The sequence below is a fragment of the Cryptosporangium minutisporangium genome (assembly GCF_039536245.1).
GTDB classification, from domain to species: domain Bacteria; phylum Actinomycetota; class Actinomycetes; order Mycobacteriales; family Cryptosporangiaceae; genus Cryptosporangium; species Cryptosporangium minutisporangium.
In genome coordinates, this window is record NZ_BAAAYN010000066.1 from 1 (window position 1) to 22673 (window position 22673).

General features: G+C 72.7%; 13 protein-coding genes. 6 read left to right on the plus strand and 7 right to left on the minus strand.

The window, feature by feature from the left end:
* Positions 1-104: 104 nt before the first annotated feature.
* Positions 105-2219, plus strand: coding sequence for a hypothetical protein (locus ABEB28_RS38835; protein WP_345733306.1), 2115 nt, complete (start codon positions 105-107; stop codon positions 2217-2219).
* Between the two features lie 697 nt (positions 2220-2916).
* Here ABEB28_RS38835 and ABEB28_RS38840 read toward each other — a convergent pair.
* From ABEB28_RS38840 to mfd, 4 genes are all read right to left on the minus strand, one after another.
* Positions 2917-4806 (minus strand): FHA domain-containing protein, encoded by a 1890-nt coding sequence (locus ABEB28_RS38840; RefSeq protein ID WP_345733307.1) that lies wholly within the window; start codon positions 4804-4806, stop codon positions 2917-2919.
* A complete protein-coding gene (locus ABEB28_RS38845; RefSeq protein ID WP_345733308.1) occupies positions 4803-5246 on the minus strand; it encodes a hypothetical protein in 444 nt (147 codons plus the stop codon). The genes ABEB28_RS38840 and ABEB28_RS38845 overlap by 4 nt, the downstream gene beginning before the upstream one ends.
* Before the next feature lie 28 nt (positions 5247-5274).
* Entirely contained in the window at positions 5275-7017 is a 1743-nt protein-coding gene (locus tag ABEB28_RS38850; RefSeq protein ID WP_376981160.1) for a hypothetical protein, read from the minus strand.
* 249 nt (positions 7018-7266) lie between these two features.
* Positions 7267-10899, minus strand: a complete 3633-nt coding sequence (mfd, locus tag ABEB28_RS38855) for a transcription-repair coupling factor (protein WP_345733309.1) — start codon at positions 10897-10899, stop codon at positions 7267-7269.
* A 417-nt stretch (positions 10900-11316) separates the two neighbouring features.
* Between mfd and ABEB28_RS38860 the strand changes: the two genes are divergently transcribed.
* The 3 genes from ABEB28_RS38860 to ABEB28_RS38870 all read left to right on the plus strand — a co-directional run bounded on the left by ABEB28_RS38860 (position 11317) and on the right by ABEB28_RS38870 (position 17150).
* Entirely contained in the window at positions 11317-13047 is a 1731-nt protein-coding gene (locus tag ABEB28_RS38860; RefSeq protein ID WP_345733310.1) for an ABC-2 transporter permease, read from the plus strand.
* 103 nt (positions 13048-13150) lie between these two features.
* On the plus strand, positions 13151-15964 hold the full coding sequence (gene ppc, locus ABEB28_RS38865; RefSeq protein WP_376981158.1) for a phosphoenolpyruvate carboxylase: 2814 nt from the start codon (positions 13151-13153) through the stop codon (positions 15962-15964).
* 274 nt (positions 15965-16238) lie between these two features.
* Positions 16239-17150, plus strand: a complete 912-nt coding sequence (locus tag ABEB28_RS38870; protein ID WP_345733311.1) for an aldo/keto reductase — start codon at positions 16239-16241, stop codon at positions 17148-17150.
* A 42-nt stretch (positions 17151-17192) separates the two neighbouring features.
* Here ABEB28_RS38870 and ABEB28_RS38875 read toward each other — a convergent pair whose 3' ends face one another.
* Complete coding sequence (locus tag ABEB28_RS38875; protein ID WP_345733312.1) at positions 17193-17762, minus strand: YveK family protein; 570 nt, start codon at positions 17760-17762, stop codon at positions 17193-17195.
* Positions 17759-18916, minus strand: a complete 1158-nt coding sequence (locus tag ABEB28_RS38880) for a hypothetical protein (protein WP_345733313.1) — start codon at positions 18914-18916, stop codon at positions 17759-17761. The genes ABEB28_RS38875 and ABEB28_RS38880 overlap by 4 nt, the downstream gene beginning before the upstream one ends.
* A gap of 372 nt (positions 18917-19288) precedes the next feature.
* On the opposite strand from ABEB28_RS38880, the gene ABEB28_RS38885 reads away from it, so the two are divergent.
* Positions 19289-20827: a sugar transferase gene (locus tag ABEB28_RS38885; RefSeq protein WP_345733314.1), complete on the plus strand. Its 1539-nt coding sequence runs from the start codon at positions 19289-19291 to the stop codon at positions 20825-20827.
* A 74-nt stretch (positions 20828-20901) separates the two neighbouring features.
* Here the strand turns inward: ABEB28_RS38885 and ABEB28_RS38890 are convergent, their stop codons facing one another.
* The gene (locus tag ABEB28_RS38890) at positions 20902-21696 is read right to left on the minus strand and encodes a hypothetical protein (RefSeq protein ID WP_345733315.1); all 795 of its coding nucleotides are present in this window, start codon (positions 21694-21696) and stop codon (positions 20902-20904) included.
* 80 nt (positions 21697-21776) lie between these two features.
* Here ABEB28_RS38890 and ABEB28_RS38895 point away from each other — a divergent pair, with 80 nt between their 5' ends.
* The gene (locus tag ABEB28_RS38895) at positions 21777-22673 is read left to right on the plus strand and encodes a phosphotransferase (protein WP_345733316.1); all 897 of its coding nucleotides are present in this window, start codon (positions 21777-21779) and stop codon (positions 22671-22673) included.

Sequence of the window (22673 nt, forward strand, 5' to 3'; positions counted from 1 at the left end):
CTGGGTGCGACCGGCTGGGTGCGGGGCGTGGCCGGCGGGGCCGGGCGCGCGGGCGCGGTCGATGATGGAGCCGGGGTGTCGGACCGAGGCTCTATCGTCGGGGCATGGCGGAATCGAGCGGGTCTCCGGCCGGTGCGGCGGAACCTCCTGCGGACGACGGTGCGCGGCCCGGCCGGGCACCGCTCGCGGCCTTGCTGCGGCCGGGCGAGCGCCTGGGGTGGGTCTTCCGTGACCGCAACCTGTTCCGGCGTCCGTTCGGCCAGCCACCGCCGACGCCGGGCGAGGTACCGGCCGACGTTCTGGCCTCGGCCCGCGCCGCAAACCCGCACCTCGTCCGGAACATCGCAATCGCGCTTCCGGCGGCGCTGATCGTCAGTTTCCTCATCGTCTGCGGGCTGGCCCTGGCCTCCGGAGGCGACGGCGGCGGCCGGATCTTCCTGCTGATGCTGATCGTCGTCGCGCTGGTGTTCGGCGCCGCCGGTGGGCTGGTCTGGCTCGGTGCCCAGCGCGCTCGCGCCGCCGCCTCGCGTCCGACCGCGCTGGCCGCTGAGCAACGCGCCCGCTACGACCGCGAGCTGGCCGAATGGCACCGCCGCAAGGCCGAGTTCGACCACGCCGAACAGCAGCGCAGCGAGCAACTGCCGGAGTGGGCGCCCGCGATCCCGCCACCGCACACCCGCCGCATCGACGTGGTCGGCGGCACGCTGTGGGGGTGGGAGGGCCTGCTGACGGTGTTCGGCTCGTCCACACTGGCCAGTGGCGGTCGGCTCACCGTGCTCGACCTGACCGGCGAAGGTGTCTGCCGGGAACTCGCCGAGCTCGCCGCCGAGGCCGGTTTCAGCGCCGACGTCCAGCTGTTCCCGGACGATCTGCCCACCGCCGACGTCCTCGCCGGGCTCGACCAGCGGCAGTTCGTCGACGTCCTGGTCGAGGCCGTCCACGGTGGAGACGGCGAGACCGGCGGTACCGACCGGTACGGCCGGGCCGCCGACGACCGGGTGCTCGGCGCGGTCTGTGCCGCGCTCGCGCCCGGTGGTCTGACGGTGGCGCGGGTACTCGCGGCGCTGCGGGCGCTGCTGGGCGAACCCACGCGTGCCGACGACGGACTCGCCGACGAAGAGCGGCGGGCGATCACCGAGGAGCTGTTCAGCGCGGACTACCGGCGGGAGATCGGGCCGCGGCTGCGGCAGCTGGAGTCGCTTCTTCATCCGCTGGCACCGCTGGGCAGCGCGGCCCAACCCCGGCCGGTGACCCAGCTCAGCTGCATCGCGACGCTGAGCACCGGCAGCACGGCCCGGGACGAGGTGCTCGGCGACCTGGTCGTGCAGCGCCTGACCAGGGGTGTCGCCGGGGGTGACCGGACCGGCGGAGGGCCGCAGACGATCGTCGTCGTGGGGGCGGACGAGATCGCCCGCAGGCACCTGGAGCGCCTGTCCGACGTGTGCGAGCGGCGTGGGGTCCGGTTGGTGTACCTGTTCCGTCACCTGCGCGGGACGTCGCTCCAGGTGCTGGGCGCCGGGGCGGTCGGCGTGATGCGGCTCGGCAATCACCAGGAGGCCACCGAGGCGGCGGAGTTCATCGGACGACAGCAGCGGTTCGTGCTCACCCAGCTGACCCACCAACTCGGTGGCGCGGAGACGCACAGCACCGGTGAGTCGGAGACCCAGACCCGGGCCAGCGGCGGAGGAATGCCGTCGCTGCGGCGGCCGTGGCAGGCGCTCTCCGGGATGGTGGGGAGCAGCTCCCGTTCCTGGCGCACCACCGCCGGGCATGCCGAGGGCACGAACTGGAACAACGCCGAGACGTACCAGCGGGCGTCGGAGTTCGCGGTCGAGCCCCGGACGTTGCAAGGGCTGCCCGACTACGCGATGTTGCTGGTCACCGCCGGTCAGCAGGGGCCGTCGATCACCGCCGTCGAGTGCAATCCGGACATCGTGTCGCTGCCGCGGGTCGCGGCCGAGCCGCTGCCGCCGGGTACTGCCGGGGCACCGAGCCTGGCGGCGCCGCCACCCATCGCCCTACCGCACGCGGTGCAGCCGCCCTACGGGACGACAGCGGCACGCGGCGCTTCGCAGCCGCACCCTGCACCCGCGACACCACCCCCCGGCGGTTCGCAGCCGCACCCTGCACCCGCGACACCACCCCCCGGCGCTTCGCAGCCGCACCCCACGCCCCCGCCGCCGAGCTGGCCACACCAAGGCCCGCCGCCGCCCCGCTAACGCCGGCTGGCCACCGTTCGACTGGCGCTGGCCGACCACACCGGGTCCGCCACCGTTCAGCTGGCGCAGTTTGACGCCAAATCGGTCTCCACGGGAGCCCGTGGAGACCGATTTGGCGTCAAAGCGTGCGCATCCGAGCCGAGCTGCCGCCCCGCGGCGAGCCGCTCGACCTGGAGCCCGCCCCAGGGCGACGCTGACATCCGCGCCGCCGCCCGACGGCTAGGCGCTCGGCCCTGGAGCCCGCCCCAGGGCGACGCTGACATCCGCGCCGCCGCCCGACGGCTAGGCGCTCGGCCCTGGAGCCCGCCCCAGGGCGACGCTGACATCCGCGCCGCCGCCCGACGGCTAGGCGCTCGGCCCTGGAGCCCGCCCCAGGGCGACGCTGACATCCGCGCCGCCGCCCGACGGCTAGGCGCTCGGCCCTGGAGCCCGCCCCAGGGCGACGCTGACATCCGCGCCGCCGCCCGACGGCTAGGCGCTCGGCCCTGGAGCCCGCCCCAGGGCGACGCTGACATCCGCGCCGCCGCCCGCGGCTCGCCGCCGCTCTAACCTGGAGCCCGTCCAGGGCGACGCTGGCATCCGCGCGCAAGGCCGCCTCGACCTTTGTGTGGTCTCAAGGCCTTGCGCGCGGCTGTCAGCGTTGGTCTGGGCGGGCCGCCCACCGCGGCTGTCAGCGTCGTTCTGGTCGGGCCGCCCACTAAGGGTTGCGGTGGGACTCGTAGCGGAAGCCCCGGCGGCCGAAGACCACGCGGGTACCTGGCGTGAGCGTCACCTTGCGGTGTGCTTCGAGCCGCGTCCAGGACTCGCTGTTCGGCGGCGCGATGTGCGTCCCGTTCGCGGACGCCAGGTCGACCACGTTCACGTCCCAGCCGTCCAGCTCGATCCGAGCGTGGATGCGCGACACGACCCCCTTGGGATCGTCGATGCGCAGCGCTCGCGCCCGTCCCTGCAGCACCGCGTCGTCCCGCTCGGGCTCTCGGCCGACCACGTAGTCGGTGTCGAGCCGGAACGTCGCGCCGTCGTCGAGGACGAGCAGGCCCAGCGGTGGCCGCGGACCGGTCCGCGACACGTGCGTGAGCTGCGCCATCGAGATGCCGCAGACCGCGCAGTACGGCACCCGCGGGTCGTTGAAGTGGTCGTTCTTGCAGTAGATGCCCAGGACGATCGGGCGCGCGTCGGCTTCCTCGGCACCGTCCGCCGGCACCGGGCCGGGCGGCGGCTGCACGTCGGCAGGCGGGAGCGGCCCGGACGTCTGCGACCGCTCCGAGGCCTCCACCTGGTCACCGATGAGCAGGACCGCCTCGAACGGTGCCGCCGGGTCGAAGTCCCCCGCGCCCTGCGCTGCGGGCGGCGCGGACGCCGGATGCAGGGCCGGATCCGGGACCGGCTGCTCCGGCAGCACTGGGGCCGGACCCGTCGGCGTGTGCACCGGCCCGTCGTGCGGCGCGGGCGGCGGCTCGAACGGGGCCGGGGGCACTGGCCGGTCGTCGAACGACGGAACCGGGGGTGGCGGCGGCGGTGGCGGTGACTCGAACGACGCCGGCGGCGCGGGGGGCACCGGAGGCGCCGGCGGGGCCGAGGACGGCATCAATGGGTCGTCGGCCGGGGGCGCCGGGGGCGCGTACCCAGCCGGCGGCACGTCCCAGCCCCGCTGCACGGACGCCGCACCGCGCGACGGCGCGGACTCGGCCGGCTCCGACGACGGCTCGGACGAGAACGGCGGGGGCGGCGGGTCGTCCAGCAGCGACGCGGGCGGCAGCGGGCGAACCGCCGAGTCCGCCGCTCGCGGGTCGAAGGCCTCGGTGCGCTGCAGCGGGTCGCGGTCTTCCGGCTCCGGGTCGACCGGCGGCACCGACGCGAGCGGCGTCACCGGAGCGAGTGGCTCCACCGGCGGAACCGACGGCACGGGCGGCGAGGGCGGAACGGGCGGCGCCGGATCAACCGGCGGCGGCGCGGACGGCATCGCCGTCGTCGGCGGCACCGGGTCAGAAGGGGCAGACGGGGCAGGCACCGGCGATGCCTGCCGCACCGGGGCCACCGGGACCGCCGGAACGCCGGGCACGGACGGAGCCGGAGCAGCCGCCACCGCCGACGGCACGCCGAAGACGAACCCGCCCGCGCGCACCACACCGGCGTCCAGCCGCGACCACGGGTCGTGGCCCTGGACGCCCAGGGTGTCGAGCGCACCGCGGATCACCCGCGCCGGCGCCGGGATCATCCGGTCGACCCACGTCACCGCGTCCCGGCCGTCGAGCACCAGCTCGCCGTCGTCGGTCACGACGGAGACCTGGGCCGCGCCGTGCACGATCACCGCGATCCCGTCACCGACCGGCCCGAACGCCGCGAGCGGTGGGAAGTCGGAATCCTGCGCCGAGATCAACAGGCTCGCGAGACGCCGACCGAGGCGTCGCCCATCGCCACCGGCGGCCGACGCGATCGCGTCCAGCACCTCGGCGGTGCGGTCGTCGTCGCCTTCCGGTGCGGCGTAGAGCAGGACCAGGTCGCCGTAGCGAGCGAGCAGGCCGGAGCCGGCGACCGGCGCGAGCGCCCGGTCGTCCGGCTTCTCATCGGTGTTGCCTGTGGTCACACGAACCTCCCACCCCGGAACCGCCAGTGGATCGAGAACACCCGCATGGGGCCGTTCGCGAATACCCAGACTGCCACCCAGACCAGGATGAAGAGAATCCAGTACGAGAGTGACTGCAAGCCAGTGAGACCTTCGATACCCGGGACGGCGCCGACGAGCAGCAACGCCCAGATCAGCAGCCCCTCGTTCAGGAACGTCAGCAGGCCGAGCAGCGTCGGCCAGTCCTTCTCCCAGCGCCACTGCATGAGGAAGTGGTACAGCAGCTCCCAGAGCACACCGATCACCGTAACCGTGACCAAGACGGTGTACGCAATGCGGTACTTACCGCCGATACCGACGCCCAGCGGCAGCAGCGGCGTAACGAACAGCGTCACCAAGCCGCCGATGACGAGCGTGAACACGATCCGGCTCTGGATCCGACCCCACAGCGTGGGCAGCATTCTTAACTCCAGTCCTTATGTGTGAGGGTCAGATCTGCTGGTTCCGGGCCCACTTGAGCCACTGACCCACCGACCGGCCAGGGCCGATGCGCTTGCAGAACCCGCGCCGGGCCAGGTCGTCGGCGATCTCCTGGGCGGCCACCTGCAAGCCGAGGAACGTATCGACGCCCGGGAAGTACCCGCCCAGCGTCGGAGACCCGGACGCGTACATCCGTCCCTCGCCGTTGGCGGTACCGCGCAGCTCGAACGACCGCTCGACGTCGAGCCGGCCGACGGGGTTGCGTCCGACGCCGCTGTGGTCCATCAGGTCGGCCAACAGCCGGTGCTCCCGGACGTCTGCCTCCAGGCCGGTGCAGTCGATGATGAAGTCGGCCGAGATGTCGGTGACCTGCCCGTTCCCGAGCTTCACGCGGCTGACGGTCCGGCCGTCCGGCCCGATGCTCACGGCCTCGGCCGTGCCCTCCAGCGTGTGGTACCAGTTGCCCTGCCGACCGGCATCCATCTGGGCCTGCCAGCGCCGACGCCACGGGGTGTTGGTGCCGCCCATGTCCTTGTAAGCCTGGGCCCGCTCGGCGCCTTCCAGCTTGCGCATCTTCGCCTTGAGCTGTCCGCCCCAGACCGACTTCGGGTAGTTGAAGCCCTGGTAAGCGAAGCCGTTGCTGCCCGGCCGTCGCAGCCAGGCATTCTTGCCGTGCGGCCCGCGCACATAGGTGCGGAACAAGTGGACGATCTGCGTCTGCAGCCCGAACTTCTCCCGGTCGTCCATGAGCCGCTGTAGCACTCGGGAGGCGACGATGCCGCCGCCCCGGACGAGCACGGTACCCGGCCGGGACCTCAGGAACGTGTAGACGTGCTCGTGGTCCTCGTAGGCGTTGACCACGTGGTGGAAGTCCTGGTGCTTGGTGCGGAAATCCTGCAACTCGGGCAGGAACTTCAGGCCCGGGTAGCCGATCCCGACGTGCACGTACTGGGAGCGGTAGGCGACGCGCTTGGTCTGGGAGGCACCGTCGGGCGGCGTCAGGATCGTGAAGTAACCGCCACCGTGACGGCGGCGCACCATCCGCACCTGGCCTTTGACGAGCATGTCCCACCAGCGGATCCGCCTGGCCTCGCGCTCCAGGTTCTCGAACACCATCCCGGCGCGAGGCGTGTAGAAGTCCGCGAACGTCGGCTCGACCAGCACCTGCCACAGAGCCTTCGGCGACTTGTCCTTCCACGCCTCTTCGACCGCGTAGGACGGGAAGCCCCAGATGTTGTCCGGGCGGGACGCCGAGTCCGATCGGATGCGCTCCGGACGCGGAATCTGCGAGACCCGGGTGAGGTACTCGTACGTCTGCCACGGGTTGTCGATGTTGGACAGAATCCGGATGTTGTTCGTCGGAACCCCGGCGATCCGCAGGTAGTCCACGGTCACGAACGATCCGATACCGCCGCCGATGGTGACGAACGGGACGTCGACGATCGGGATGCCGGCGGCGGCCACGAGCTGGTCGGACCAGACGTCGGTCTGGATCATCTCCGGCGTGAGGTCACCGGCTCCTCCGCCGGCAACCGGGTAGCTCTGCTGCTGCGGCGCACCCTGGGCGGGGTACGACGGCTGGGCGGGGTACGACGGCTGCTGCGCCGGGTACGGCTGCTGGCTCGGCGGTGAGGTCGGGTACACGGACGTCGGCGGGAGCCCACGCTCACTTCCGACGGAAGGGCCCGCCGCATACCCAGGGCCAACACCACCGGCGTGGTTCGGCGTCTGACCGGGGTACGGACTGCTCATAACCCTCACCATCTCCTCGCAGCACAGGAACCACGACGGACGCCGTCCGCCGCGTCGGTGAGGTTAGGGGGTCCGGCCTCGCCCGCGTCGGGCTCTGACGCGAATGCGACTCACCCGTCGGGCGTGGCGTTCTGACCTGGAGCCCGCCCAGGGCGGCGCCGGCAGTCGAGCGCGAGGCTGTCTCGACCTTGCGGTGGTCTCAAGGCCTTGCGCGCGGCTGTCAGCGTTGTTCTGGGCGGGCCGCAGTTATCAGGTGCGGGCGGGCTCTAGGACCATGGCGTCGAGGAAGTCGGCGGCCCAATCCAGCAACGCCGTGTCGCGCAGTGGCTGCCCGCCGACTCGCGCCGTCGCCGGACGCGGCACCAGGACGACGTCGACCGCTTGCTTGTACATCGCGCCCGGGTAGAGCCGCTGCAGCCGCATGACCTTCGACTCCGCCAGCCGCAGCGGCGCGAACCGGACCTGACGCCCCTGCAGTGACACTTCGTTGATGTGCGCCGCCTTGGCCTTCACCCGGAACGCCGCCACCGCGAACAGGTTCTCCACCGGCTCCGGCGGGTTGCCGTACCGGTCGCGGATCTCTTCCCGGACCGCCGCCAGATCCTCGGCGGTGGTGATGCCGGCGAGCTTCCGGTAAGCCTCCAGCCGCAGGCGCTCGCCCGGGATGTAGTCGTGCGGCAGGTGCGCGTCGACCGGCAGATCGACCTTGACCTCGGACTCGATCTCGGTGCGCTCGCCCTTGTACTCGGCGACCGCTTCCCCGACCAACCGGACGTACAGGTCGAACCCGACGTTCGCGATGTGACCGGACTGTTCCCCGCCGAGCAGGTTGCCCGACCCGCGGATCTCCAGGTCCTTCATCGCCACCGCCATACCGGCGCCGAGGTCGGAGTTCTGGGCGATCGTCGCGAGCCGGTCGTGCGCGGTCTCGGTCAGCGGCCGCTCCGGCGGGTAGAGGAAGTACGCGTACGCGCGCTCGCGCCCACGTCCCACCCGGCCCCGGATCTGGTGCAGCTGGGAGAGGCCCAGCACGTCGGCCCGCTCGACGATCAGCGTGTTCGCGTTCGGGATGTCCAGACCGGACTCGACGATCGTGGTCGAGACGAGGACGTCGTACTCCTTGTCGTCGAACCCGAGCATCACGCGCTCCAGGGCGTCCTCGTTCATCTGGCCGTGCGCCACCGCGATCCGGGCCTCGGGCACCGCGTTCCGCAGCCGCGCCGCTGCCCGCTCGATCGACTCGACCCGGTTGTGCAGGTAGAACACCTGCCCCTCGCGGAGCAGCTCGCGGCGGATCGCGGCGCCGATCTGCCTCTCCTCGTACGGGCCGACGAACGTCAGCACCGGGTGCCGCTCCTCCGGCGGTGTGAGGATCGTCGACATCTCCCGGATGCCGGTCAGCGACATCTCCAGCGTCCGCGGGATCGGGGTCGCCGACATCGTCAGCACGTCGACCGCGGTGCGCATCTGCTTGAGCTGTTCCTTGTGCTCGACGCCGAAGCGCTGCTCCTCGTCGACGATGACCAGCCCGAGGTCCTTGAACCGGGTCGAGGGCTGCAGCAGCCGGTGCGTCCCGACCACGATGTCGACCTCCCCGGACGCCAGCTTCGCGACGGTCTCGGACGCCTCCGCGTCACTCTGGAACCGTGACAGCTGGGCCACCACGACCGGGAACTGGGACATCCGCTCGGAGAACGTCAAGAAGTGCTGCTTGGCCAGGATCGTGGTCGGCACCAGCACCGCGACCTGCTTGCCGTCCTGCACCGCCTTGAACGCCGCCCGGACCGCGATCTCGGTCTTGCCGTAGCCGACGTCGCCGCAGATCACCCGGTCCATCGGGTACGGCTTCTCCATGTCGGCCTTGACCTCGTTGATCGCGACGAGCTGGTCGGGCGTCTCCACGTAGGGGAACGCGTCCTCCAGTTCGCGCTGCCACGGGGTGTCGGCCGCGAACGCATGCCCCTTCGTGCTCGTGCGGGCCGCGTACAGCCGGATCAGCTCGCCGGCGATCTCCTTGACCGCCTTGCGCGCCCGTCCCTTGGCCTTCTGCCAGTCGGCGCCGCCCATCTTGTGCAGCGCCGGCGACTCGCCGCCGACGTACCGGGTGAGCTGCTCCAGCGAGTCGGTCGGCACGAACAGCCGATCGCCGGGCTGGCCACGCTTGCTCGGTGCGTACTCCAGAACGAGGTACTCACGCTCGCCGCCGTTGATCGTCCGCTTGATCATCTCGACGTAGCGGCCGACGCCGTGCTGCTCGTGCACCACGTAGTCGCCGGGCTGCAGCTGCAGCGGGTCGACCGCGTTCCGCCGCCGGGACGGCATCCGCCCACGCTCCCGGCCGGAGCCGGCCCGCGCACCGGTGAGGTCGGACTCGGTGAACACGATCAGCTCGGCGCTGTCGAGCAGGAACCCGCCGGCGAGCTGGCCGGTGGTGACCAGCACCGACCGTGCCTCCGGGGCGGCCGGGACGTCGGCGACCAGCTGGGCGCCCAGGTCGGCCTCGCGCAGCGTCTCGGCGGCTCGCTGCGCGGACCCAGGCCCCTCGAAGACCAGCACGGCCCGCCAGCCGTCGCCGACCCGGCGCCGCAGCTCCTCGACCGCCCGCGTGGTGTCGCCGCGGTACGTGTCGACCGGCTTCGCACCGAGCGTCAACGACTCCCGGGCTGCGCCCGGATCGTCGATGGTGGGGATGTGCACGTCGGTCGCGTCGTCCGCCGACAATTCATCGGACGACGGAGAGCCGACCGCCGTACCTCCGAACGGGGCCACCGTCCACCAGGGCAGGCCCCGGCCGGTCGCGGCCGAGCGGACCTCCGCCAGGCTGCGGAACGCGGCGGCGCCCAGATCGATCGGGGCTTCCCCGCCGCCTGCGGCCGCTGCCCAGGAGGCCGCCAGGAACTCCGCGCTGGTGGCGACCAGGTCGCGGGCGCGCGCCCGGATGCGCTCCGGGTCGCAGAGCAGGACGTGTGTCCCGGCCGGCAGCGTCTCGACCAGCAGTTCGAGTTCGCCGGAGCCCTCGAGCAGCGCCGGGGTCAGCGACTCCATGCCCTCTACCGGGATGCCGTCGGCGACCTTGTCGAGCATCTCGGCGAGCGCCGGGTGCTCCTTCGCGAGCTGGGATGCCCGCTCGCGGACCTCCGGGGTGAGCAGCAGCTCGCGGCAGGGCGGCGCCCAGAGCCCGTGCGCGGCGATCTCCAGGGACCGCTGGTCGGCGACCGCGAAGTAGCGGACCTCCTCGACCTCGTCGCCCCAGAACTCGACCCGGACCGGGTGCTCCTCGGTCGGCGGGAACACGTCGAGGATGCCGCCGCGGACTGCGAACTCGCCCCGCTTCTCGACCAGGTCGACCCGGGCGTAGGCGATACCGACCAATTGCTCGACGACGTCGTCGAGCGGAGCGGTGTCACCGGCCTGCAGCCCGACCGGCTCCAGGTCACCCAGCCCGGCCAACTGCGGCTGGAGCACGCTGCGTACCGGCGCGATGACGACGTCGAGCGGGCCGGTCGTGGGGTCGTCGGTGGACGGGTGCGCCAGCCGACGGAGCACGGCCAGCCGGCGGCCGATCGTGTCGGCGCGCGGCGAGAGCTTCTCGTGCGGCAGCGTCTCCCAGGCCGGGTAGACCGCGATCCGATCGGGGGGCAGCAGGCAGGTCAGCGCCGCGGCGAGGTCGTCGGCCTCCCGGCCGGTCGCGGTGACGGCGAGGACCGGGCCCGGACGGCCCGACTCGCCGCGGGCGGCGGCCAGTGCGGCCACGACGAACGGACGCAGCGACTCGGGTGCGGTGAGGTCGAGCTCCCCCGCCACATCGGCGGTGGCGCGCCGCGCGGCCTCGGCCAGGGCCGGGTCGGTGCGGGCAGCGTCGAGCAGACCACTGAGGCTCATCCGGATGCCTTCCACTTCACAGGCCGGCCGCCGAGCCCGGCACAGCCGGTCCGGCAGCGGCGAAACGCACGGGTGCGCACACCGAAGAGCCCCCAACCGAGCGCACGCGGGGGCGTGCGCGGACGGGAGCCGGTGGCCACGCACTCGCCAGACTACGCCGGAACACCGACAGAACGCCGCGCCCGCGGGGCTCTCCGGTGGCTCGCCGACCGAGTCCGGTGATGCGACTGTTCGCATCGCGCGATCAATTTTTGGCACTTCCTTCGCAAACTTCCGACGACCCGAGCGCAGAAAGTGCGCCCGATGTTCCCCAGCTCCCTGGGGAATTGCATGAAGCCCTGGATTTGCACCATCTTCGACTGGCGAGTTCCGCTACCGTCCCACCCACTCAAAGCCGCCATCAGGCAGGAGGACGGGATGGCGCTACCACCGGCGAGCCCGCGGAACCACCGTGGGCGGCACGCCCGCCCACGGGCCGTACCCGAGGTCGTGGACGCCGAGCTGGTCGAGCCGGACACGCCGTCGCTGGACGACACCACGGTCATCGACGTCGACGTGATCGACCTCCCCACCGACGCGGGTCACGCCGCCGACGGCCCGACCCCGCTGGTGACGACCGGTCGAGCGGCGGGTCGCTGGGTGAAGTGGTTGCGTGCGCGCGGCGAGGAGCCGCCGCCGAGTGCCCGGCCGACGCATCCCGTGCATCCCGGTCGGGCCGGCCGCCACGCCGCTCCGACTCCGCCGGAGACTCCACCGGAGGCCCCGGCTCCGCCGACGAAGGCGCCACCAGCGCCACCCGTCGCCTCGACCGCGCACACGGAGACCCTCGGCGCACGAGCGGAGACCCTCCGCGCACGTGCCGAGAACCGCGCCACCCGAGCCGAGGCCCGGCGCGCACCAGCAGAGGCCCCCGGCGCACCACCGCAGGGCGGCGTTGAGCCGACGGCTGCCGCGACGGCGTCTTCGGCGGCCCCACCGGCCGAAGACACGGCCGCGCCGACGCCTGTAACGGTCCGCCCTGCCGGGAAGCCCGCGCGGCCCACGGAGCCGACCACGACTCGGCTGCGTACGGTGCCGGCCCGAGAAGCGCCGGCGTCCGGCGTCGCCCGGGAGAACGAGCGGGCGAACGACGAGCCGCGGACGCGGACGCGGACGGCGGGGCGTACCGGCGGCGGTTGGCGGGCCTACCTGCGGGCCGGCCTGCTCGTGGGCGGCGCGCTCGGGATCCAACTGGCGTTCGTCCTGTCGTACGTGGGTGCGTGGAACACGCCGGTCGCCGACGGCTTGCCGGTCGCGATCGTGACGTCACCGTCGGTGGAGCAGTTCCAGGCGCGGATCGACCGGGACAGCGACGCGATCGGAACCCGTACCTTCACCGACCGCGGCGACGCGTTCGAGGCGCTCGGCGACCAGGACGTCCACGCGGTCTTCGTCTCCGGCCGCGACGGCTTGGAGCTGCACCTGGCCTCCGCGGCGAGCGGTACGGCCGCCGACACCCTGACCCAGCTCTACGGCGAGGTCTCCACCGCCACCGGCGCCCCGCTGGAGGTCTACGACGACTATCCGCTGCCGCCCACCGACGACCGGGGTATCGCCCCGTTCTACCTGGTCGTGGGCTGGGTGGTCGGTGGCTACCTGGTCTCCACGCTGCTCTCGTTCATCGCCGGGTCGTATCCGGAGCCCCGACGCGGACGGATCCGCGTGCTGGCGCTGCTGCTCTACTCGGTGCTGTCGGGCATCGGCGGCGCGGCGATAGTGGGGCCGATGCTCGGCATCTGGCAGGGCAACACGGTCGGACTCGCGGCGCTGGGCGTCCTGGTGGTGTTCGGCGCCTCGGTGACCGCGGCCGCGCTGTCGGCCTTGTTCGGCGCGGTCGGGACCGGGCTGACCTTCCTGCTGCTGGTGGTGCTCGGCAACCCGGGCTCGGGCGGGCCGTTCCCGCCGGGGTTGCTGCCCGAACCGTTCCACGACCTGCACACCTGGATGCTGACCGGCGCCGCGACGGACGCCACCCGCTCGATCGTCTACTTCGGCGGGCAGGGCGTGATCGGCGCTTACCTGGTGCTGCTGCTCTGGTGCGGGTTCGGCTCGGCGCTCTACCTGACGTCGAGCACCGTTCGGGGCTACCTCCGGCGTCCCACTACTTGATCGATGCGGCGGCGCGGGTCCGGCGTCAACTACCTAGGTTCTAAGCTGGGGTTACGCGGGACATCGAGGTCCCTGGAGTCCGACTCGAGCCCGGGGAGCCGTCATGCCCGACACGGAGGCCGTGCCCTCTGACCTGTGGGGTCTGGGCAACGTCAACAGCATCGCGTCCGACGACGCGAACCAGGCAGATCGCGAGCTGCGCGCCGACATCCGGCGGATGGGCAACCTGCTCGGCGAGACGCTGGTCCGCCAAGAAGGGCCCGACCTGCTGGAGCTCGTGGAGAAGGTGCGCGCGGCCGCCCGCACCGACGCCGCGGCCGCCGCCGACGCGCTGTCCGGCATCGACATCCCGACCGCCATCCGGTTGGTGCGCGCGTTCGCCACCTACTTCCACCTGGCGAACATCACCGAGCAGGCGCACCGCGGCCGCGAGCTGCGGCGCCGCCGGGCGACCCAGGGTGGCTGGCTGGACGGGGCCGCTCGCCTGATCAAGGCGCGCGGTCTGTCGTCCGAGGAGATCGCCGAGGGCGCCGCGCACCTGGCGATCCGGCCGGTGTTCACCGCGCACCCGACCGAGGCGGCGCGCCGCTCCACGCTGGCCAAGCTGCGCCGGGTCGCCGACCTGCTGGAGGCGGAGGCCACCGAGGCCGCGTTCTCCGGCATCTCGGCCGACGGCGCCGGAAACATGGTGACCCGGCGGACGAACCGGGAGCTCGCCGAGGTAGTCGACCTGCTCTGGCAGACCGACGAGCTGCGGTTGGAGAAGCCGGAGCCCACCGACGAGGCCCGCAACGCGATCTACTACCTCAACGACCTGCACGCCGACGCCGCGCCCGCGGTGCTCACCGAGCTGGCCGACACGCTGGCCGACCTGGGCGCGGAGATGCCGCCCACCGGCACGCCGCTGACGTTCGGCAGCTGGATCGGCGGTGACCGGGACGGAAACCCGTTCGTCTCGGCGCAGGTCACCCGCGACGTCCTGCGGCTGCAGCACGAGTACGGCATCCGGGACACCGACGCCGGCCTCGCCGCGCTGATCGAGGAGCTGTCCGTCTCCGACCAGGTCGTCGAGGTGTCGCAGGAGCTGCTGGACAGCGTCGCGGCAGACCTGGCGAACCTGCCGGAGCTCGAGCCGCGGTACCGCCGGGTCAACGCGGCCGAGCCGTACCGGCTGAAGATCCGGTGCATGCGGACGAAGCTCTCCAACACCCGGCAGCGGCTCGCCCGGAACACCCCGCACCAGCCTGGGCGCGACTACCTCGGCTCGCACGAGGTGGTCGCAGATCTGGAGCTGATGCGCCGGTCGCTGCTCGAGCACCGCGGGACGCTGATCGCGAACGGCACGCTCACCAAGCTGATCCGCACGGTCTCGGCGTTCGGGCTGCACCTGGCGACGCTCGACATCCGCGAACACTCCGGGGCGCACCATCGGGCGCTCGCGCAGTTCGTCGACAGGGTCGCCGAGCTCGACGTGCCCTACGCGGAGCTGACCCGCGAGGCCCGCACCGAGTACCTGGCCCGTGAGCTGGCCGGACGGCGTCCGCTGGCGGGCGCTTCCAGCCGGCTCGACGAGGCGGGCGCGAAGACGTTCGGGGTCTTCGGTGCGGTGCGGGAGATCCTCGACCAGTTCGGGCCCGAGGTGATCGAGTCGTACATCATCTCGATGACCGAAGGCGTCGACGACGTGCTCGCCGCGGCGGTGCTGGCCCGCGAAGCCGGCCTGATCGACGTCAACGGTGGCCTGGCGCGGATCGGCTTCGTGCCGCTGCTGGAGCAGGTCGCCGAGCTGAAGGCGGCCGGCGAGATCCTCGACCAGCTGCTGTCGATCCCCGCCTACCGGGCGATCGTCGCCGCCCGCGGGGACGTCCAGGAGGTCATGCTCGGCTACTCCGACTCGAACAAGGACGCCGGCATCACGTCCAGCCAATGGGAGATCCACCGGGCGCAGCGGGCGCTGCGGGACGTCGCCCAGCGGCACGGCGTCCGGCTGCGGCTGTTCCACGGCCGCGGCGGCACCGTCGGACGCGGCGGCGGCCCGACGCACGAGGCGATCCTCGCCCAGCCGTACGGGACGCTCGACGGCGCGATCAAGGTCACCGAGCAGGGCGAGGTGATCTCGGACAAGTACGCGGTGCCCGCGCTGGCCAGGGAGAACCTCGAGCTCACCGTCGCCGCCGTGCTGCAGGCGACGCTGCTGCACACCGAGCCCCGGCAGCCGCAGGCCGACCTCGACCGCTGGTCCGAGCTGATGGACCGGGTCGCCGCGCCGGCGCAGAAGGCCTACCGGGACCTGATCGGAGACCCGGATCTGCCCCGCTACTTCTGGGCGTCCACGCCGGCCGAGTTGCTGGGCGCGCTGAACATCGGGTCGCGGCCGGCGAAGCGTCCGGACACCGGGTCGGGGCTGGCCGGGCTGCGGGCGATCCCGTGGGTGTTCGGATGGACGCAGTCCCGGCAGATCGTGCCGGGCTGGTACGGGGTCGGTACCGGATTCGCCGCCGCCCGCGAGGCCGGGCTCGGCGACCTGCTGGCCGACGCGTACACCCGCTGGCATTTCTTCCGGACGTTCGTGTCGAACGTCGAGATGACGCTGGCGAAGACCGACCTGTCGATCGCTCGCCGCTACGTGGAGCGGCTGGTCGACCCGGGGCTGCGGCACATCTTCGACAAGATCGTCGCCGAGCACGACCGGAGCGTGGGCGAGATCCTGCGGATCACCGGCGAGCCGGCGCTGCTCGACGCCCAGCCGGTGTTGCAGCGGACGCTGGCCGTGCGCGACACGTACCTGCAGCCCCTGCACCACCTGCAGATCGAGCTGCTGGCGCGGTACCGCGCGAACGAGGACGACCCGCAGTTGCAGCGAGCGCTGCTGCTCACGATCAACGGCGTCGCCGCGGGCATGCGCAACACCGGCTGACGGGATAGCTGCAACGAATCGGGGTCCAAGCGGCGCTCGAATCCCGATTCGTCGTCGAGCCTTCCCACTGCGGACGCAAACCGCGTTGGCACGCGTACTATCGGCTCACCCGCATATGTCGCGCGGCAGACTCACCGTCGCCCGGCGTCCTCATCGTCGTGGTACTGCGGGGTCCGCTGCCGTTCGGTCAGCGTCGACCGCGCGGTCCCCCTCCTGTCCGAAATGCTGACGACACGTGAGCGTCGTCGGCCGGCAGCTAGGCGGAGGACTTGCCATGAAGGCGAGACGACTCGGCATCCAAGGGCCACAGATCAGCGCGGTCGGACTCGGCTGCGCCGGACTGAGCTGGGCCTACTCCGAATCGAGCCGGGACGACGACGTGTCGGTCGCGGTGATCCACTCCGCCCTCGACCACGGTGTGACGTTCTTCGACACCGCGGACAGCTACGGCGGAGGACACAACGAGGAACTCGTCGGGCGCGCGTTACGGCGGCACCGGCACGAAGTGACGCTCGCCAGCAAAGTGGGCCTGCGTCCCGGGCCGGGCGGCCTGCACCCGGACGGGCGGCCCGACCACATCGAGACCGCGATCGACGCGACCCTCTACCGGCTCGGCGACGACGTCGTCGACCTCTACTACCTGCACCAGGTGGACCCGGACGTCCCGCTCGCCGACACCTGGGGGGCGATGGCCTCGCTCGTCGAGAAGGGAAAGGTGCGCCACCTCGGGCTGTGCGAGGTGACGCCGGAGCAGGCCGCCGAGGCTCACTCGATCCATCCGGTCACCGCGATCCAGTCCGAGTTCTCGCTGTGGACCCGGGAGCCACTGGAGGCAGGCGTCCTCGACTGGTGCCGCGAGAACGACGCCACGTTCGTCCCGTTCGCACCGCTCGGACGTGGCTCCCTGACCGGTGCCGTGACCGCGACCCGAGCCCTGGCCGGAGACGCCGCCGAACCGCCGAACCGCGCGCTGGGTCTACTCCGCGAGGTGGCCGGCCGGCACTGGGCCACACCGGCGCAGGTCGCTCTGGCCTGGGTGCTGGCGCAGGGTGAGCACGTCGTACCGATCCCGGGGACAAAACACCGCCGGTACCTGCAGGAGAACGTCGGTGCGGCGCGGATCGAACTGACCCCGGAGGACCTCGACGACCTCGCGACCGCCCCGGTCGTCGCCACCGTCCGCTGACGCACGCGGCGTCCGCTGACGCACCAGCCTCTGCTTACGCGGTCAGGCCGGTGCGTAGGCACCCGTCGTGCGGGGCCTGGGGCGGAGGTAGCCGAGCGCGAGCACCGCGAGCACACCCAGGCAGAGCGCTCCCGCGCCGCCCACCAGGTACAGCAGCCGACGCGGCGGTCCGCTCGGCGCGACCGGCACGACCGCGGGCACGATCAGGTCGGCGATCACCTGCGGATCGTCGACGCTCTGCCGCACTCCCGCGCGTGCGAGCGCGTTCGCGACCTCGGCGCCGCCGTCGGCGTCGGGGCCGATGACGCTGATCCGCAGACTCACGGTGGCGGGTTGCTGGACCACACGAGCGCTCTTGGCGACGGCGCCCGGGCGGAGGCCCAGCGTGGCCGCGACGGTGTCGAGCGTCGCCGGGGCGGACAGGTACGCGACGTACCGGCTGGCCGCGAGCGTGAGGTCGTCCGAGCCGACCTCGGCGGTGTCCCGCGGCGAGAGGCTCAGGACGGCGGTGCTGGTGTAGGTGTCCGGCTGCGCGTGCACGTAGCCGATCGACGTCGCGGCGAGGCACAGGACGAGCGCGACCACGAGCGCGAGCGGGGAACCGCGGTTCATCGTGCGATCGCCTCCTCCAGCTCCCGGTCTGCGGCGTCCGGCTCGGCGGGCACCGGCGGAGGGGGCGTCGTGCGGCGGCGCCAGGCGAGCAGGCCGAGCCCGGCAACGAGCAGGACGCTCGCCGCGGTACCAGCCAGGACCGCAGGCGGGACCACCGGGCCGAACACCGGCGCCGGTCCGGGCGTCCGGACGATCGCCACCCGGCCGAGCGGGCTCGGCACCTGCTCCCCCGCCGCCAGCAGCGCGGTCCCGTCGTCGGTGTAGGTGACGGCCTCGCCCTGGGGCGCACGCCCGAGCGACACCCGCCGGGGCACGCCGGTCCGCAGCGCACGGGCGACGTCGCCGTCCGGAGCATCCCACTCCAGGGCCGCGCCGGGCGTCCGGAGCACGAAGCGGACGCCGTCCGGCGCGACCGCTCCGCCGGTCACCGCCAGCGCGCCGCCGCTACGCCCGGGCAACCAGGGACGCAGGTCCAGCGTCCCCACCCGACGCAGGGTGGTCACCGGGTCCAGCGGCAGGTCGGCTTCGTAGATCGCGGCGACCCCGGTCCGGTCCTTGCTGACCAGCACGATCTGGCCGGTGAGCGTCACCAGCAGCGCTTCGACGTCCTGCGCACCGTCCGGATAGCGCAGGTCGTACCGGCTCACCGCGTTGACCGCCGGGATCGGGTTGTCCCTGGTGACCGGCTGACCAGCGCGGGCGGAGTCGAGCGTCCGGCCCGGTACCCAGCGGTACAGCGACACCGCGCGTCGTTGGCTCGTGTTCCCACCGGTGTCGGCGAGCCACAGCGCACCGTCCGCGGCCAGGCCGAGGTCCTCCAGGTCCACCGACTTCTCACCGCTCGCCCGCAGCGTGGCCCGCGGGTCGTGAGCGGCCGGAAGCGTGAGGATCGTCTGCCGCACGGCGCGGCAACGGCTGTCCAGCTGCCAGACCGTGACCGGTGCGGTGTCGTTGACGACGTACAACGCTCCGCGGCTGGCCGCCATCCCGCTGATCTGGTCGAGACGGGGATCGGTGACGGTGCAGCGGGTCGTCGGCGTGCCGTACGTCGTCCGTGGACCGCTGTCGTCCGCGCGGGCGTACCCGGCGGCGGCTCCGACGAGCGCGAGCGTCGCGACGGCCGCCGCGGCACGGCGCGTCACCAGCAAACCCATCCGTGTCCTCCGCGCTCGTCGCTTCCGGGCGCGCGCCCGGAAGCGAGCGAATCGGCCACCACCGGCCGGACACGACCGGCCGGCGCGGATCGCGTCGGCTGCGGGCCGGGCACGCCCGGCAATCTCTGTGCGCACCGAGGTTACCGTCTTCAGCCGTTTAGTGTTGCCCCGTACCTAAAAGTCCAGTTATGCGTTTGACTGTCCAGGAAGTACTAGTTCGTGCCTAATTGCGAACTTTGCTGCACGACGGCGGCGGGCGGCGGGGCGACGCCCTTCCTGGTTCCCTCGCCGGACACGAGGGGGACGGATGATCGACCGGGGCGTCCGGAGTACTAGCTGTGCCGATGACCAGCAGCGACCGGGAGTCAAGAGATGACCGCCGAACAGGTCACCGACACCCTCGTACTACCCAGAATCCCCGAAGCGGTCCAAGCGGTGGCGCCGGCCGTTCCGGCCGACCGGCAGGACGCTCTGCGGCGCGCCGCGGTCGCCGCGTGTGACGCGGTAGCCGCAGTCGCCACGGCGACCGTGCTCGGTGGGCTCGTCGACGCGCTCCCGCTCCAGGAGGCGCTCGCGGTGCCGGCCGGCTGGACGCTCACGGCCTGGGCGGTCGGCGCCTACCACCGGCGACGGCTGAAGATCCGGCTGTGCGACGCGCGCGCGATCCTGCTGACGACCGTGACGCTGTGGGCGGTGGTGGGCGTTACGACCGCGATTCTGCCGGTAACCGGTGCGCAAGCGTTGACGCTGGTAGCCGTTCCGGTCACCGCGCTCGCGGTCGGCCTGGCGCGCACCGCGTTGACGCAGCTGACCCGCAGCGGCGGCGCGCTGGCGGCGGCGCCGGTGGTGCTCTACGGGCCGCAGGACGCGGTGCGGCGCTACTACGCCACGGCCGGGCGGGACGGCTCCGCGCCGCCGATCGCGGCGGCGTGCGTCACCGACCTCGGCCACGCCGAGTGGGACGACGTTCCGGGCTCGAGCGAACGGACGGCGGACCTGTCCGCCCTGACCGTGACCGGCGCGCGTGGCGGGCGGGGCCTGCTCGTGGTGGACGCGACCGCGCGGAACGGCGACGACCCCGCCCGGGCACTCGACGCCGTCGTGGACACCGTGCGGCGGACCGGCGCCGACACGGTCGTCGTGACCGGCGAGTGCGACCCGGACGCGCTCCGCGCGCTGTCCTGGCGGCTGGAGGAGCACGCGGTCGGCGTCGCCGTCACCCCGTTGTGGCCGGTCAGCCCGGAGCGGGTGACGGTCCGCGCCTACGGGGACGCGACGCTGGTCGAGGTCGCGCCGCCCCGGTACGACGGTGCCCGGTTGGCGCTGCGCGATCTCGTCGACCGGGTGATCGCCGCCGCAGCGCTGGTGTTGCTGTCGCCGGTGCTGCTCGGCGTCGCGACCGTGGTGAAGCTGACCAGCCCCGGGCCGGTGTTCTTCACCCAGCTCCGCACCGGTCAGGGCGGCCGACGATTCCGGCTGCTCAAGTTCCGCACGATGGTCGCGGACGCCGAGGCGCTGAAGGACGCGCTGTCCGGCGCGAACCAGTACACCGCCGGGACGCTGTTCAAGGTCCGGGACGATCCACGGATCACGCCGATCGGCACACTGCTGCGCGCACTGTCGCTCGACGAGCTGCCCCAGCTGGTGAACGTGGTGCGCGGCGAGATGGCGCTGGTCGGGCCGCGGCCGACCGCGACCCCACCGGAGCAGATGCGGCCCGACTACCGGCGGCGCACGCTGGTCAAGCCGGGGATGACCGGGCTCTGGCAGGTCAGCGGCCGGTCGAACCTGCCCTGGGAGGAAGCGGTCCGCCTCGACCTGCGGTACGTCGAGAACCGGTCGCTGGCGATGGACCTCGACATCGTCGCCAGGACCCTGCCGGCGGTGCTCTCCCGCGACGGCGCGTACTGAACCTTCACTCGGAAGTCAGGTCCTCGGCGACACCGAGGACCTGACTTCCCGACGGTCCGCGAACCCGGACGGGCTCAGCGGCTGCTGGGCGTGATCGAGCGGGTGATCACCGTCGCCGGGTCGAAGACGACGGTGTCCTCGTCCTCCAGCGACGGCATCTCGACGGTGTCCTCCAGCTCCTCCGGCGGAGCGGGGCGGGGCATCGTCGCGGTCGCCAGCACGGTGTCCGGCCCGGGTCGACGCATCGCCGGTGGCACGACCGGCACAGTGGCCGGCGGGTACCGGCGCCGCACGTACCACCGCACTCCCCAAGCGGCGAGCGTCCCGACGACCAACGCCCCGAGCGCCGCCCCGGCGAGCAGCGGGCTCTCGCTCGGCCCCGCCGGGCTCGTCGGCACCGTCGCCTCCGCGAGCATCCGCGCGGCGAGCACCGGGTCGGCCGACGCCCGCTCCACCACCAGCGCCGCGATCCGGTTCGCCGCCTCCGCCGCCACGGCCGCCGACCGGCCGGAGACCGCGATCGCCACGTTGGCGGTGGTGGCGGGCATCGTGACGTTCAGACCGCTCTGCAGCTCGGTGGAGGGAACACCCACGACGGCAGCCGCCTGTCGCACCACGTACGGCGACGCCGCGTAGGCGACGTACCGCGGCACCATCAACGTCACCGACGTCGCGCTGACCGGCCGCTCGCCGACCGGAACGAACGCGATGACCGCCTGGGCCGACCACGTCACCGGCCTGGTGACGACGTGCGCAGCCGCCCCGCCCAGGACCGCGAGCGCGGTCACCAGGAAGAACAGCCAGCCACGGAGCAGGAGCGGGGGGCGCTGCCCAGCAGGTGCAGGTGCCGGGGGGTCGAGGGTGGTCAAGAGAGATCCTTCCGAGATCGGTACCGGTTTTGCGGCTTTTAGGTAGTTTGACTCATCTTCGTCCCTTAGGCTGCCGACCCGTGACACCCTTCGTGCCGTCCAGTGCCACGGCGTCGCATCCGCACCCGGAACTCCCGCCGGCCCTTCGGTCCCTGCTGGCCGACGTCGGCGTGCCACCGGACGCGCTGACGACCGCGGGATTCGTCGGCCCCCGGCGGCCGGTGCACCGCCTGCTCGGCGGTGGGCTGGTGGTCGAGGTCGCGTCGACCGACGCCGGTCGGCTGCGGCTCCAGCGCGAACTCTGGGGACGCGAGTGGGCGCGGCAGGTCGGCGTCCGGACCGTCCCGATACTCGGCGCCGACCGGAGCGGTGGCTGGATGGTCGCGGAGTGGTGGCGGCCGGCCCCACCGGCCGGAGCGGCGTTCCTGGACGACGCGGTCGCGACCGCGCTGCAGATCGCCGGCTCCCCGCCACCGGCGCCGGGGCCGCCCCCGGCGCACTGGAGGTCACCCCGGCGAACGGCACCGATCCGACTCGTCCGCGGGTTGCTGGGCGGCGTACCGACGCGCCTCTGGCTGGCAGCGCGACGAGCCGCGGCCACGCTGCCGAGCGTCCCGGTCGCGCACGGCGACTTCTATCACCGCAACGCGCTCTGGTGCCCGGAGCGCGGCGGCGTCCACGTCGTCGACTGGGAGTACCTCGGCCCCGGGCGCAAGCACGGCGACCTGCTCCGGCTCTGGACGCTGCTGCCGGACCGCGCCGACCGGGACGCGCTCCTGCACCGGATCCTCGACCTCACACCGCCCGACGAGCACCGCGAGGTAGGAACGCTGGCGCTCTACCTCGCGCTGCGGCTGCTCGGCGAGAACGTCAAGGGCAGCCCGGCCGACCGGCACCGGGCCGACCTCGAACACGCCCGGTCGATCCAGCCGGAGGCCCGTGCCGTCGCACTGGCCCTGGACGCCTGGCCGGAGTGA